Annotated in this window: 10 protein-coding genes; all 10 read left to right on the top strand. The window is 60.3% G+C overall.

Features of this window, described 5'->3' with window-relative positions; genetic code table 11:
• The first annotated feature begins 51 nt into the window (after nt 1-51).
• Nucleotides 52-4,605 (top strand): RHS repeat-associated core domain-containing protein, encoded by a 4,554-nt coding sequence (locus tag ACVKN3_RS08900; protein ID WP_354514206.1) that lies wholly within the window; start codon nt 52-54, stop codon nt 4,603-4,605.
• Nucleotides 4,605-5,033: a hypothetical protein gene (locus tag ACVKN3_RS08895; RefSeq protein WP_456991580.1), complete on the top strand. Its 429-nt coding sequence runs from the start codon at nt 4,605-4,607 to the stop codon at nt 5,031-5,033. Before ACVKN3_RS08900 ends, ACVKN3_RS08895 begins: the two co-directional genes overlap by 1 nt.
• A gap of 40 nt (nt 5,034-5,073) precedes the next feature.
• Nucleotides 5,074-5,328, top strand: coding sequence for an RHS repeat-associated core domain-containing protein (locus ACVKN3_RS08890; RefSeq protein ID WP_354514210.1), 255 nt, complete (start codon nt 5,074-5,076; stop codon nt 5,326-5,328).
• A 392-nt stretch (nt 5,329-5,720) separates the two neighbouring features.
• Nucleotides 5,721-6,320, top strand: coding sequence for an ankyrin repeat domain-containing protein (locus ACVKN3_RS08885; protein ID WP_354514212.1), 600 nt, complete (start codon nt 5,721-5,723; stop codon nt 6,318-6,320).
• Nucleotides 6,321-6,641: 321 nt separating this feature from the next.
• Complete coding sequence (locus tag ACVKN3_RS08880; RefSeq protein WP_354514214.1) at nt 6,642-6,956, top strand: hypothetical protein; 315 nt, start codon at nt 6,642-6,644, stop codon at nt 6,954-6,956.
• A 160-nt stretch (nt 6,957-7,116) separates the two neighbouring features.
• Nucleotides 7,117-8,052, top strand: a complete 936-nt coding sequence (locus tag ACVKN3_RS08875; protein ID WP_354514216.1) for an ADP-ribosylglycohydrolase family protein — start codon at nt 7,117-7,119, stop codon at nt 8,050-8,052.
• Between the two features lie 660 nt (nt 8,053-8,712).
• Nucleotides 8,713-9,624 carry a hypothetical protein gene (locus ACVKN3_RS08870; protein ID WP_036142142.1) on the top strand — a complete coding sequence of 304 codons (912 nt, stop codon included), beginning with the start codon at nt 8,713-8,715 and terminating at the stop codon, nt 9,622-9,624.
• Nucleotides 9,617-10,075 (top strand): hypothetical protein, encoded by a 459-nt coding sequence (locus ACVKN3_RS08865; RefSeq protein ID WP_456991577.1) that lies wholly within the window; start codon nt 9,617-9,619, stop codon nt 10,073-10,075. The genes ACVKN3_RS08870 and ACVKN3_RS08865 overlap by 8 nt, the downstream gene beginning before the upstream one ends.
• Entirely contained in the window at nt 10,072-12,126 is a 2,055-nt protein-coding gene (locus ACVKN3_RS08860) for a hypothetical protein (protein WP_354514220.1), read from the top strand. Before ACVKN3_RS08865 ends, ACVKN3_RS08860 begins: the two co-directional genes overlap by 4 nt.
• Nucleotides 12,127-12,593: 467 nt before the next feature.
• On the top strand, nt 12,594-14,015 hold the full coding sequence (locus ACVKN3_RS08855) for an SEFIR domain-containing protein (RefSeq protein WP_354514222.1): 1,422 nt from the start codon (nt 12,594-12,596) through the stop codon (nt 14,013-14,015).
• Nucleotides 14,016-14,036 lie beyond the last annotated feature (21 nt).

Below are 14,036 nucleotides of genomic sequence, written 5' to 3'. Positions count from 1 at the left end.
CTCATTTACGCTCGCGCCCGTCGGGGCGGTACGGCCCCTCAGGGGAACACCATGGACCACTCCACACGCCTGCGGGCACGTCTAGGCCGACTTTGCGTTGGCTTTCTCCTGCTGTGCCTTTGGGGCATCGCGGAAGCTGGGCACGCGCCCATCATTTTCTACAACGTCCCCAATTGGTACAACGGCGGGTTGAACGAGATTCGGTACCAGACGCCTTATGACGCGTTCGCTGTGGAGTGGGACGCCCACGCACCTAAGTGTCAAGACGGCACAAACGCATGGGTATTAAGTTCCGTAAAAGCGGTTACTGGCGACGATTATTACAAGGACGGTGATTACTACATAGCCACACAGGCCGACCATAATTACGACTGCTCGTTCTTCCAATATGACAGCTATCCATCACGCGCACGCCGTTGGGCGATGTGTCCTGGCTCATCCTCGGGACCGTACAACGCCGAAGCTTGGGGCGGTCGTTGCCCGGATGCAGCGCCGGATTCCGATAAAAGCCGGGGTACTCCCCAATGCCCGGTTTGCGCAGTTGGTGACCCGGTCAACCCCGCGACTGGGAACAAGTTCGAAACACTGACCCTGCTTTCCGGGCAGGGAACGTTTCCCGTCCGGTTGGAAATTACCTACAACAGTGGTCAGAGCGCGCCTATTCTCAGCCGTAACCAGCTTTCCATTGGCGCACGACGGGTGCACAACTATCAGATGCGGGTGGTTGTCGAAAGCAATTCCACCCTTACGTCTGCCTATGTGCTTCGTCCTGACGGAAAGGTCTATGGGTTTGACCAGAATGGTACGTCGTGGACCGGCGACCCGGACGTGGCCGACACACTCGAGTCGACCCGCGACGCTTCGGGGAACATCACGGGATGGACCTACACGCGTAGCGATAAGACGCGCGAAACCTATGATTCGACCGGTACACTCACAGCCATCATTCGTCAGGATGGAATGACGCAAACCCTTGCCTATGATTCGCAAGGACATCTGAGTTCCATCACGGACCCCCAGGGGAGGAGCATCGTTTTCACCTGGGACGCCAGAAACCACGTGGCAGGGGTGCAGGACACGGCTGGCGGAAACTACACGTTCGCATATGACGCCAGCAATAACCTTGTCACGGTCACTTACCCAGACAACGCCACGCACCAATACATCTACGGGGAAAACGACGGGCAGACGAACTACGCACAAGTCAATGACCTGTCCGGACAGCTTGATGAGTCCGGTGCCCGTGTAGATACGACAACCTACAGCTATTACTACTATTTGGTCACAAGCAATGTTGGGGCTGTAGGAACCAATCTGACGACAATTTCCACCGATTCTGGCAACGGGCATGGCACCACCCGTTACGTCGTCACCGACGGTCTTGGCGCGACTGAAACGACCACGGTGTCTTACATGTTCGGTGTCAGCAAGCCGATGACGGTCACGCGCACCTGTGATGGCTGCACGACCCAGACCACGACTTACACGTACGACGCCAATGGTCGCGTTGCCTCCAAAGTCGATGGCAACGGCAGCACGACGTCCACCACCTACGATGCGAACGGCTTGTTATTGTCGAAGGTTGATGCCAACGGTTCGTCGGACCAACGGACCACGGACACCACCTGGGACTCGACCCTCCGCCTTCCCCTGGTGCGCACAGTCAAGGACAACACCGGCAAGGTGGTCAGCAAGGAAGGTTGGGCGTACAACACGGCGGGACAACCCACCGCCCAATGCCTCATCGACCAGGCGGCTGCGCCGTCTTATACCTGTTCCCCGAGCAGCACTGCGCCGGCTGGTGTCCGCCGAACGGTGATGACCTTTTGTACGGCCGTCAACACCACGTCCTGTCCCTTGGTCGGCCTGCTGCTGAAAACCGACGGCCCGCGCACGGACGTCACCGACACCGTGTCCTATGCCTGGTACCCGACCACGGACGAGTCGGGCTGCGCCACAGTGGGTGGTTCCTGCCATCACCTCGGTGACCTCAAGTCGACGACGGGCGGGACAGGCCTTGTCACCACGTATGTATCGTATGACAAGGCAGGGCGGGTGACCCGCATGAAGGACCCGAATGGGGTCCTGACGGACTTTACCTACACCGCCCGTGGGTGGCTGGCGACCAAGACCCTTCGCGCCAACGCGTCTGGTGCAACTTCATCCCTCGACTCCACCACCACCATTGCTTACGACTCGACCGGCACGGTTCATTCGGTCACGGACGCGGATGGTGTGGTGACCACCTACACCTATGACGCCGCACACCGTCTGACCGATGTCACGGATGGCGTTGGCGCACGCGTTCACTACACCCTGGACAATGCCGGCAACCGCACGGCCGAGCAGGTCTTTGACCCGGCTGGCACCATCGTTCGCTCCCTTGGCCGGACGTTTAACACCCTCGGCCAGCTGACCGCCTTGACCGATGGTCTGAACCGGACGGTGTTCAACGCGGGCTTTACCGACAGCTATGACGCCAATGGCAACCTTGTTCACACCCAGGACGGTCTGTCCGTCCAGCAAAAGCAGGTCTACGACGGGCTCAACCGTCTCGTCAGTACGCTGCGGGACTATCAGGGCACGAACACCGCGACCTCCAACAGCCAGTCCGTGTCGAGTTACGACGCCCTCGACCGGTTGACCGGGTTCAGTGACCCGGATGGACTTAATACCACCTATGACTTCGATGCCCTGGGCAATGCCAAGGGCGTGCACAGCCCGGATACGGGTACGACTGCGCAGACGTTCGACATCAGTGGCAACCCGGTCAGCTCGGTCGACGCGGCCAATGTGTCGGCGGCCTCGACCTTCGACGCGCTTGGGCGGCTGACAGCCCGCACCTATGCCGACACCACGCTCAACATTTCCTACAAGTTCGACGAAACCGACTCCGTCACCGGTTGCACGGGCAATTTTGGCAAGGGTCACCTGACCCGGGTCATCGAAGGCAACGGCGGGCTGGTGTACTGCTACGACCGGCGCGGCAACGTGGTCAAGAAACAGCAGACCGTCGGCACCGACACCCGGACCACGGTTTACACCTGGACACTCGGCAACCGGCTCAAGTCCCTGACCACCGCCAACGGCACTGTCGTTGCCTACGGCCGCGATGGGGCGGGCCGCATCAGCTCGGTCACGGCTACGCCATCCGGTGGCACCGCGACAACGGTTGCCAGCAACGTCACCTACCAGCCGTTTGGGTTGGTGGCAAGCTACAAGCTCGGCAACAGCCAGACGGTCACCCGCACCTTTGACGCCACGGGTCAGCTCACCGATATCGCAAGTCCCGCCTTTTCCCTGCACCTCAAGCGAGACGCCATGGGCAATGTCATCGCCTTGGGTGATACGGCAGGGGTGGCAACGCCAGCGGAGATCTATGGCTACGACGCGCTTTATCGTCTGACCGACGTCAATGCTGCGGATAGCACGGCGGTCGAGGCGTACACGTACAACAAGACGGGCGACCGGTTGTCGAAAGTTGCGCCCGGCATGCTGACCGGCGGCTACACATACAAGACCGGTACGCATCAGTTGATTGGTGTGGGGACGACGACCCGCCAGGTCGACGCGCGCGGCAACACCACGGCGAACGTGCTCGCGTCGGGCACCTATGGCTTTGGCTACAACCAGCGCAACCGCCTGACCGTGGTCCAAAACGGTGGCACGACGGTTGGCAACTATGTCCTCAATGCACTGTGTCAACGCGTCCAAAAGGTGGCTGGCGGGGTTTCCACGCGATTTGACTACGACGAGGACAGTCAGCTGCTCGGTGAGAGCACCGGGACGACCACGCGGGATTACATCTGGATGGAGGGTCTGCCAGTGGGGGTGGTGGACCGCAATGGGACGGCCGTGACGGTCAACTTCATCCATGCCGACGGCCTAGGCTCCCCGCGCGTCGTCACCGATGCCAGCGGCGCCGTGCTTTGGCAGTGGGCGTACGCCGGCAACCCGTTTGGCGAGAAGGTGCCGGTGTCGACCAGCGGTTATGTGCTCAACCTGCGCTATCCCGGCCAGTACTTCGATTCAGAGTCGGGGTTGGCCTACAACGTCAACCGGGACTATGAGGCGACGACGGGGCGGTATACCCAGAGCGATCCGGTTGGGCTGGAAGATGGACCGTCTACCTACGGCTATGTCCACTCATCCCCTTTGCAGTCCGCTGATCCAACAGGACTACAAGCCAGTCCAGCACCAACACCTGTACCACGCTTTCCGAGCACCCCTGGTACCGGTCCTGTTCCGGGATTTGGGCCTCCAGCCAACGAACCATTCATTCCTCCGGGAGCGATTGGGGCAGTTTGTGGTCGTGTACTAGGGGTTGTTGGCGCGCTTTGGCCGAACACCACGAGCGCCTGCGATCAACCATACCCACCGGCTGAAAATGAATGCTCGGGAGGCCCCGACTGTCAATTGGCCACCAAGTTCCAGCTAGAGCGAGCCGGCATCGACAATGCACATAGATTCAAGACTGAACACGACGCAGAACCCAATTCCAGATTTGACATCTGTGCCTGTAAAGATGGATCAATCGTGATAAAAGCACACGGGATGTGCGGTAAACCAGGACCTTCAATACCTACTTACGCGACGTGGCGATGATGAAAAGCATCTTTTTAATCTGTCTTCGTATTGCCAGCGACAGGCATGAGCTTGACGCCTTTGCAGAGCAGGTGTCGTCTTTGCTTGGTGGACAGGTCAAGACTCGTCTGGCACGTGCCACGGAGTTTCATAAGGGGTCTGCGAGATACTGGACGTCTCGATACTTTGTTACTTCATTCGACAAGATTTCAGACGACGTGATGTCGCTCTTAGCCCTTGTTCCAGACGATGCATTGCGACCCTTCGCAGGAAGTATTTCAGTCTGCCTGATAGATCAATACAATTCTGACGACGATCGCAACGGACTTTATCTCTCGGTGGGCGCGCTACAAGCGATGGCAAGGATAGGTGCTGACTTCGATCTTGACATGGCAGAACAAGGCGGATTTGATGACGGTAAGTTCATGCCCGTTCCGAATGGTGGGTAAGCGCAACCGCATTTGACCAACATCCGTCGTAATCACCCAGATGCGCTGCATCAAGGCCAGCCACCGACGTGGGCGCAGGGGCGCGTCAAGGGTGTGGTTACTTGGCCAGTACTTCGATGTGGATTCGGGTTTGGCCTACAACGTCAACCGCGATTACGAAACGGCGACGGGGCGATACATCCAGGGTGACCCGTTGGGAATCGCTGCGGGGCCGTCCACCTACGCATACGTGGGTGGCTTACCGTTGGTCAGCAGCGACCTGCTGGGGCTTTCCTGGGAGCAATGGGGCAGGTAATCGGGTGTGGGGTTGGCGGCGGGGTCGGCAGTACGCTTGGTGGAGCTGGTGGCGGAGCGTTAGGTGCTGCTGGGGGGTCTCGCATGCGGTCCCGGGGCGCAGGCCTGTTCGACGGCTGGCGCGGTAGGGCTATGAACAGCCGGAGCGGTGGCCGGAGGCGTCGCTGGATGCGCTGGTGGGGCGCTTGGTGGAGCGATTGGGGGGGGCACGAGCACGCCGGAAGGAAAAAGGGCCGCGAATGCAGCCCTTTCTTATTTCTTCGATCTCTCGTCGCTGCCTACACGGCCCGGCCGTACACCTGCTCAATCCGCGCGAATCGTTCCTCGTCCTCGGCGGCGCGTTGGAAAGCGGCCTCATACTGGGCCGGCACATACGGAGCAAGTTTCAGGGGCTTGAACTTCATGCGGCCCGACTATGGCGACGACCCGTTGCCGCCATTGATGGTGCCGGAATCCCTTTGGCGGACCTTGGTCAATCCCAAACTGGTCCGCGCCATGGACCGGGCCGGTTATTTCCGGTCCGCCGATCGGGAGCAGGGACCGAAGGACGCTACGTGTGCCGGCAGCGGCCCGCCGCCGCTCGTGGCCCGGTTCAGCGCGTGGCACTGCCTACACGATGCGCTCATCAAAAAGAATGCCGAGCGCGTATCAAAACTAATCGGGATGGGCGCCGCTGACACCGTTCCCCGGTACGACTACAGCCTTCTTGAGCTCGACGGCGAGTACGTCTATACGGGACTGACAGTGCTGGGACTTGCAGTGTTGATTGACAGCGGTGTCCCGCCGGTCGTCGCTGAAGACGTGGAATGGAAAGTGGGTGCCGGCAAGCCACGTCTGGCGTTGCTCTTTGAAGGCGCAGTCCCATTTATGGGGCCCCAGGACGTCTACGGCAACACCCTGTTGCACCTGGCACGGTCGCCACGGGTGCTCGACTGGTTGCTTCAGGTCGGCCTGGACCCGGACGTCACCAACTGCAATGACCAACGGCAATGACCAACGGCCCGTCGACGTCCTGCCGGAAGGGTTGCGTGTTGTCATTGAAAGGTTCTCGCTTATGAGGATGCTCCCAACTCCGCACGCGGCGGTGCATGCTGGAACGGTGCAACGGCGCCTCTGATGATTCCACTATGATGCAGTCGACTCAGGTAGACCGATATGGGAAACGGACGTGCATCGCAGTGGGGCGGGCCGAGCTCAAAACCTGGTTAGTTTGTATTGCATCCCAATGGAGTGTCCCGTCATGGAGACAAACACAAGGTCCTGTTTTGGCAACTCATCTTCCGGCTGCCCGGACGGCTGGAGGATGGGTTGCTATTGAGCATCGTCCGTCGCGACGCTCATGATGCGCGCATGGTCCTCGGCAAAGGAGCCAATCCACATCTGGAGTTCGAGCGGATTGATCTTCTGGCCGAGCGGTCGGTGCGGTGCGGGACAGCCATGACCCTGGCCACCCTCAGTGACTCACATCGCGGGATGTCCCTGATGGTCAGGGTGCTCCTCGATACCGGGGCACGAGTAGATCAGGTGGATTCAAAAGGACGGGTTCTGCTCGACTTTGCGACAAGCCCGGCGGTCATCGATTTTCTGGACAAAAAGGGCGCGCCGCCGGCGACCGGCCTTGATGCGTGAGGTGGATGCAGTGCCCAGGACGATTGCCGGGGTGATTGGTCCTGGGCAGGTGAGCTTCTTGGTATCGTGCCTGACCGAGGCGAGGTGTCCGTTCTCTCACTTCACCTTGGCACTCGCATAGAATCCACGTTGATGCGCGCTCCCCATTGGAGGACGTTGGATGGTTTCCTTGCTTGACCGTTACCACGGCTGTCTTGTCGGGCTTGCCTGTGGGGACGCCGTGGGAACCACGGTGGAGTTCTCGCCCCGAGGATCATTCTCCACGGTGACCGACATGGTCGGTGGCGGGGTTTTCGATTTGAAACCCGGCGAGTGGACGGACGACACATCAATGGCGTTGTGCCTCGCGCAGAGCTTTCTCTGCCAGCGGAGGCATGACCCTGCCGACCAGTTGCGACGCTACATCAACTGGCGCGATCACGGCTACATGAGTTCGAACGGCGAATGCTTCGATATCGGTTCAACGGTGTCGACGGCGCTGAATTTCCATGAGAAGTACGGCAATCTGATTGCGGAGACATCGGATCCCATGATGGCTGGCAATGGCTCCATCATGCGGTTAGCTCCCGCTGTCCTGTGGAGTTTCCCTAATGTTGGGGACGCCGTGGATCTTGCCGCCGCCACCTCCCTGACGACGCATGCGGCACCGGAGGCTGTGGATGCTTGTCGCGTGCTCGCAGTGGTCCTCGCCAATGCGTTGCAAGGCAAGGCGCTGACCGGTTTGCTCGAAGGTGCCTCCGCAGTCGCCCGGGAGCCGAAGCTCCAGGCGTTGGCTGCACGGCGCATCACCGACCTCGAGGTTTCAGCCGTCCGAGGAAGCGGCTATTCGGTCGAGTCACTGGAAGCCGCGCTTTGGTGTGTGATGACCACCAACAACTTCCGGGATGCTGTGCTCGCGGCCGCAAACCTTGGCGATGACGCGGACACGACGGCGGCTATCGCCGGTCAGGTTGCGGGTGCGGTCTATGGCATCGATGGTATTCCTGGAGCGTGGAAGGCCACCTTGGCCCATGCGGCGATGATTGGAGACATCGCCACGCGTCTACATGCAGAGCGGCCGCACGATGTGCGTGACCAGGAAGGTGAAGCCGGCTAATCGTTGGTAAGGAGGTCTGAAGCGCATCTGGTGCGCGCCATTCTTTCCCGAGGGAATTTGGCCTAAGTATCGGAAGATGCGAACGCTCAACATCGCGATCAAGCGGAATGTGCCGGGATGCTAACTCGTCATGTCCGGGCAACCGGCTTATCATAGCTTGCGACTGTCTTCGCAAAGATTATTCTTCAAATCATAAGCCTCCACGTGACAGGCTCTGGCAACCAACAGCATGACCAGTGCAACAATGAGATCGGCACGGCGCCGCCAGAGCGCTATCGGTTGCCTAGATATGGTGACCTTGTTGGTCTTGAAGAGCTCGTGGTCTCGTAATTCTTTTACGCAGCAGCGCTCTGTCGTTACCTTCCTTTGGAAAAGGGACATGTCGACGGAGGCGAGGAGTGCCTGCTCGAAGGCGAGGGTGCGATGAGAACGACTTCGCTCTTAGGCTGAACGTGGCAGTCAGACGTGGATTTTCCCGACTGGTGAAAGTCGGCTGATGCGACATTAGCCGCCGTGGTCGATGACACAGTGCACTGCGACCTGCACGTTTTCGGCCAATTATACAGATTGCCGCGCAAAGTCCTTCTCCAACGGCTAAAGTTGACGGATCACAGGCCGTTATAGGGTCCAGACTGCTGTGCGGAAAGGGATCTTTCGTTAATGATTAGCACGCCCTACGGGCCTTTTGACGGAACGAGCTGGGAGTTGTTGTGCCAGCAGGTTTTCAAGCGCCGGTATCCCGGCTACCAGCCCATTCCGGCTTCCCCCGGGGACTTTGGCATCGAAGGCTTCACCAAGCCTGACGGTTGTGCCTTCCAGTGCTACTGTCCCGACAAGCACTACACGCAGGCGGAGCTCCACGAGCACCTGCGTGACAAGCTCACGCGTGACATCGCCAAGCTTAAGAAAAATGCGGCGCACCTGCCCACGTACCTTGGCACCACCAAAATCCGCCGGTGGATTTTTGTCATTCCCGAATTTGGCCATCACAACCTCGTGGCGCATGCGCAGGTCAAGGAAGCCGAGTTGCGCGGCTGGAAGCTCGGATTCGTCGACGAACTTGTGACGGTTGAAGTCCACGACGGACAATTTTACGGGCAGGAGATTTTCCAGATTCTCCAGGAAGGCGGTGGTCGTCCCGCTCTCGATGGCCTCCCCGTGGTCCTCGCACCGCTTGGCGATGACCTGAGCATTTACGAGGCCAACATCCTTCGCAAGACGCAAGTTCGGTTGCAAGACCGTCCCAATGCAGGTGCAGCGCAAGGCCGGCTCTACGCGTGGACTTTGAAGACTTTCCTCGAGTGCGATGACCACTTCCGGCGCATCGAAGAGGGCATGCCGTCGGTTCACCAGAGGCTGGTCCGGCACGTCAACGAGTTTGAAATCCGAATGGCGGAGACATGCATCTTGTTTACCGGCACAGCGGAGGAGATGACATCGATGCTGACGCAAGACCTGGAGAGCAGGCTGGTTCGTGACATGTCTGACGTTCTCGATGGCCCAGAGCTCTCCGCCATCACCCGGCGCATCGTCGCCCGCTGGCTTGCCATCTGCTCACTTGATTATGTCTGACGCTGCCCACCTCTCTTTCAACCGCCGCCCGGCACCGGTTCTTGCTGACCACCGCCCCCTGTACAAGATGGCCCAGGTCGTTCTCGTATTGTCGCTTGCCTCCCGGGGCGGCAAGTCGGGACTGCCCCGGCTGCATCTGTTCAACTGGTGTCTGAAAAACGCCGCCCGTGTCCGCGCCCTGTCGCAGGCGGTGACACTACGACGGCTGACCATGGTGACCTGGGGATTCGACCCGGCCCTGGCTGTGGCACTGCGTTTTCTGTTTGCCGAGGGGTTGGTGATTGACGAGTGCACGAAGGTATCACTGTCGGCCGATGGCGTGGCGTTTGCTGCTGCGATCATGGAAGACAAGGCGTTGCTTGCCCCTGAAAAACGCGACCTTGCCCTCATCGGCAAGGGTGTTACGGAAGCCATGGTGGACGCCATCGCAAAGGAATGGAGAAGGGCATGAGGTTCAAGGCAATCCGCCTGGTCGTCGACACCGCCAGGGGGCCACACGGGTACGAGTTCGCGTTCGGACCCATGTTGACCATCGTCCGGGCGAACAACTCGACCGGCAAGAGCACGTTTTTCCACACCCTGCTCTATGCGCTTGGCATGGAGGAGCTGGCCGGTGCGCGGGGCACGCGCGCGTTGCAGTCGGCTGTTCGTGAGTATTTCCTCGACGGCGAAGACAAGGTCGCGGTCGAGAGCTCGACCGTGATGCTCGAAATCGAAAACAAGGCCGGACGCGTTGTGACCCTGCGCCGCACCATCGTGTCGGGCTCGAGGTCGGAAAAGCTCGTCGAAGTGTTTGAGGGCGCGTGCCTGACGGGCCCGGCTGCGCCCGGTGAGCCGATACCGTATTACCTGCACGACGCGGGCAGCGCCCAGTACGCTGCCGGGTTCTTCCGGTTCCTGGAGCTGTTTCTACAGCTGGAGCTGCCCCAGGTGGCCAAGGCGACGGGCGGGGAAACCAAGCTTTACCTGCAGGATGTCTTTGCAGCACACGCTGTCGAGCAAAAACGTGGCTGGACCGATTACATCGGCAACGCGCCGTTCTTTGGCATCCGCGATGTGCGAACCCGCGTGGCCGAATACGTGCTTGGGCTCGATGTGTTCGAAACGGCGGTCAAGCGTTCGCGGCTTGAGCAGGCGGCGCAGGTCATCGAGCGCGAATGGGATTCAGAAGTGCGAACCTTGCGCCAGGAGGCCGCCGAACTCGGAGCTGTCCCCCGTGACCTGTCGTCCCGCGCGGTGCACCCGTTTGATGCTTCGGCGGTCTCGGTCGTCAAGCAGGTCGACTTGGGCGTGGTGACGTCCGACGAGTACCTGTCGCAGCTCAAGGGCGAGTATCTGGCATTGATGGCCGAAGCCGAACAGCAGGTCGCGCCGGCGAGCGAGGCCCTTTTGAAGGAATTGGCCGACACGGAAGCCGAAGCGCAGCGCCTGGTGCTTTTGCAAGGACGTGGTGCGCTGTCGACCCGCAACCAGTTGGGCGCCATCGAGGACTACCGCCGGCTGGTGGCCGAGCTCGATACCGACATCGAAAAAAACGAATCGGCCCATAAGCTTCGCGTCCTCGGCGCCCAGTTCGAGCTGGATGTGGCCTCCGGCATCTGTCCGACCTGCCACCAGGACATCGCTGACACCTTGTTGCTGGAATCGGTGTCAGGCCAGCAGATGGGCATTGAAGCGAACATCAGCTATCTCAAGGCCCAGCGCGGGATGCTTGAGCGGCAAATCGAGGGCCTGACCCTTGAGCACGACAAGGGTCAAACCCTGCTTGCCGGTATCGAACGTGAACTGGTCATCGTCCGTGGGAGGCTAACGGCGCTCCGGTCGGATCTCGGTGCCGGCAGCCTGCAGGCCAAGTCACATCTTCGGCGACTCGTTGCTACCGAATTCGAACTGGGGAGGGTGCAGCGCTTCGAAGAGCGGTTCGAAGCGCACCTGGACGTGTTCAATACCTTGGCTGAGCGGTTTGCGGCGAACCGGCAGCTGCTCTCGAAGCTGCCCAAGGAACACCTCTCCGGGCGGGATCTGCAAACCATCGACATCTTCTCGAAGTTCTTCCGGGGGAATGCGGGGTCTTTTGACTACAAAAGCGTCCAGCCGTCAGAAATCAATGTCAGCACGCAGACCTTGATGCCTACCCTCGACGATCTCGAGCTCCGCCAAATCAACGCGCGGACCAATTCGAGTGCCAGCGACTTCGTTCGCCTCATCTGGGCGTATCTCATTGCGTTATACCAGACCTCGGAATTCAAGGGTGTTGACGGCCACCATCTCGGCTGCCTGCTTCTTGACGAACCTGCGCAGCACTCGATGAGCGAGCTGAGCCTGCGGGCGCTCTTCCAGGCCCTCTCTGGACAAAAGGGCCTGCAGAGCATCGTGGCGGCCTCTTTCGAGGACCAGGAAACGAACTTCCGCTTTGTCACCGAAAACGTGGTCCACACGCTGGTGACCTGGGAAGGCAAGCTCATCCGGCCGCTCACGACACGATCGTTACTTGATGGGTGACATTGAAGCCGTGTGTGTTGCCCGGCGGCCGCTACAACAGACAGCCCATGGCCCAACGGGCGATTCATCGTTCGAGCGGCTGAGCGTGGACAGGGCCTGGGCGGGTGCCAGACCGGTGTCAGGTGCTTCGGATGGCGGGGAGTGGGCTTTCCCCGAACGCGGTGAACAATGCAGGAAAGCGGCCGTTCGACACCGTTCCCAAGGACGTCCGGGCAGTCATTGAGCGGTTCGTGCTTGAGCGCGCTGTGCGGGGTGCGGATGAGAGGGGAAATGAAGATGGCACCCCTGCGCGGAAACGCCTTTGACCGAAAGCCACGGCGGCCGCGTCGTCCCAGCTCATACAGTTTAGGTGCCTCGCGCGCATTCGTGGAGGAGAGTGCACTCGCGGTTCGGCGCCTAAGGGCGAATCTGCCCTTGAGTGCTGACGGTCATCCACTTACCCTTGGACGCATTTGCGGGAGGATGGGATGGACGCACCGAAACTTTTCATCTCCTACAGCTGGTCCTCCCCGGACCATGAGGCCTGGGTCATCAAGCTTGCCTCCGACCTTGTCGCCGAAGGCATTGATGTCATCCTCGACAAATGGGCACTGAAGGAGGGCCAAGACGCCAATGCGTTCATGGAACGCATGGTCAATGACCCTTCAGTCCACAAGGTCGCCATTATCTCCGACGAGACCTACGCAAAAAAAGCGGATGGCCGCAGTGGCGGCGTCGGGACCGAGACGCAGATCATCTCGGCAGAGGTCTATGGGGCCGTTGAGCAGACTAAGTTTGTCGTCGTCCTGCCTTCGCTCGATGAGGCGGGCAAGCCCTTTGTACCGACCTTCGCGCGTTCGCGCATCTACATCGACCTCAGTTCCAGCGAGCGCATGGCGGAGAACCTCGAGCAACTCGTGCGCTGGGTGTATGACAAACCCCTTCATGTCCGGCCGCCTCTGGGCAAGCGGCCAGCCTACCTCGATGGGGATACGGGCCCCCAGCTCGGTTCCCGCACCGTGTTTCGTCGTGCGACCGAGGCCATGCGCACGGGCCGCGAAGGGGGAGGCGGCGCCTTGGACGATGCACTCGGCCAGCTTGCCGAAGCACTCCCACAATTTGCGCTGACAAAGCCGGTGGAAGGGCCAGTGGATGACGCGATTGTCGCCACCATCGAGCGCATGGCAGGCGTGCGTGCCGAGTTCGAGGAGCTGGTCACGGTTGCCTGCCGGTTTTCGCCGACAGAGGAGAGTGGCACCCGCCTCCACCGCTTTTTTGAGCGCATCTTGCCGCTTTATGAGGCCCAATCGGGGTCAGGCTCTTACGGCAACAATGACTTCGACGCGTACCGCTTCCTTGGCTGGGAGCTGTTCCTCGCTGCCGTTGCCATTGCCCTGAAGTCCGGTGCGTTTGCGATCGCCCGCGAGCTCTTTGTGCGCCCGTACTACAACGCCTCGGTGAGTTACCGGGGCGGCACACCGATGCAAGGGGCACCGGCCTTCAACCGCGAGGTCGATTCCCTCGAATCCCGCAACCGCCGCTTGGATCTCAAGAAGGTGTCCCTGCAGGCTGAGATTGCAAAGGTGCGGACCGATGCATTGGGCCATGCCTTCGTCGACCTCATCCAGGCTGATCTGTTGCTCTTCCTGCGAAGCCAGGTGGTCCCCACGGGATACCACGCCGTCTGGTATCCGATGACCCTGGTCTATGCAAACCAGCACGGTCCGCTGGAGACCTTTGCCCGCTGTATCTCGCGCCAGCATCTCTCCCGCATTCTCGAGCTCATCGGAGGGCCGGAGGATGCCGTGCGCAGTGTCATCACGGAAAGCCAGCAGGGCAGTGGGTACGGATTCGGACGGCCGAAAATCCCGGTCCTTGCCGCCGTTGCTGATTGGGGAAAGATGCCCTAGCGGTGGCTGGCTCGTAGCTGG

Source organism: Luteibacter sp. PvP120 (genome assembly GCF_054055715.1).
The sequence above is the reverse complement of the archived record's forward strand: the minus strand, read 5'-3'. Positions and strand labels throughout refer to the sequence as shown.

Bases quoted from the DNA above. Each gene is read 5' to 3' on its own strand.
- ACVKN3_RS08870 (WP_036142142.1), top strand. From the start codon at position 8,713: ATGATTAGCACGCCCTACGGGCCTTTTGACGGAACGAGCTGGGAGTTG.
- ACVKN3_RS08895 (WP_456991580.1), top strand. From the start codon at position 4,605: ATGAAAAGCATCTTTTTAATCTGTCTTCGTATTGCCAGCGACAGGCAT.
- ACVKN3_RS08865 (WP_456991577.1), top strand. From the start codon at position 9,617: ATGTCTGACGCTGCCCACCTCTCTTTCAACCGCCGCCCGGCACCGGTT.
- ACVKN3_RS08890 (WP_354514210.1), top strand. From the start codon at position 5,074: ATGCGCTGCATCAAGGCCAGCCACCGACGTGGGCGCAGGGGCGCGTCA.
- ACVKN3_RS08855 (WP_354514222.1), top strand. From the start codon at position 12,594: ATGGACGCACCGAAACTTTTCATCTCCTACAGCTGGTCCTCCCCGGAC.
- ACVKN3_RS08900 (WP_354514206.1), top strand. From the start codon at position 52: ATGGACCACTCCACACGCCTGCGGGCACGTCTAGGCCGACTTTGCGTT.
- ACVKN3_RS08875 (WP_354514216.1), top strand. From the start codon at position 7,117: ATGGTTTCCTTGCTTGACCGTTACCACGGCTGTCTTGTCGGGCTTGCC.
- ACVKN3_RS08860 (WP_354514220.1), top strand. From the start codon at position 10,072: ATGAGGTTCAAGGCAATCCGCCTGGTCGTCGACACCGCCAGGGGGCCA.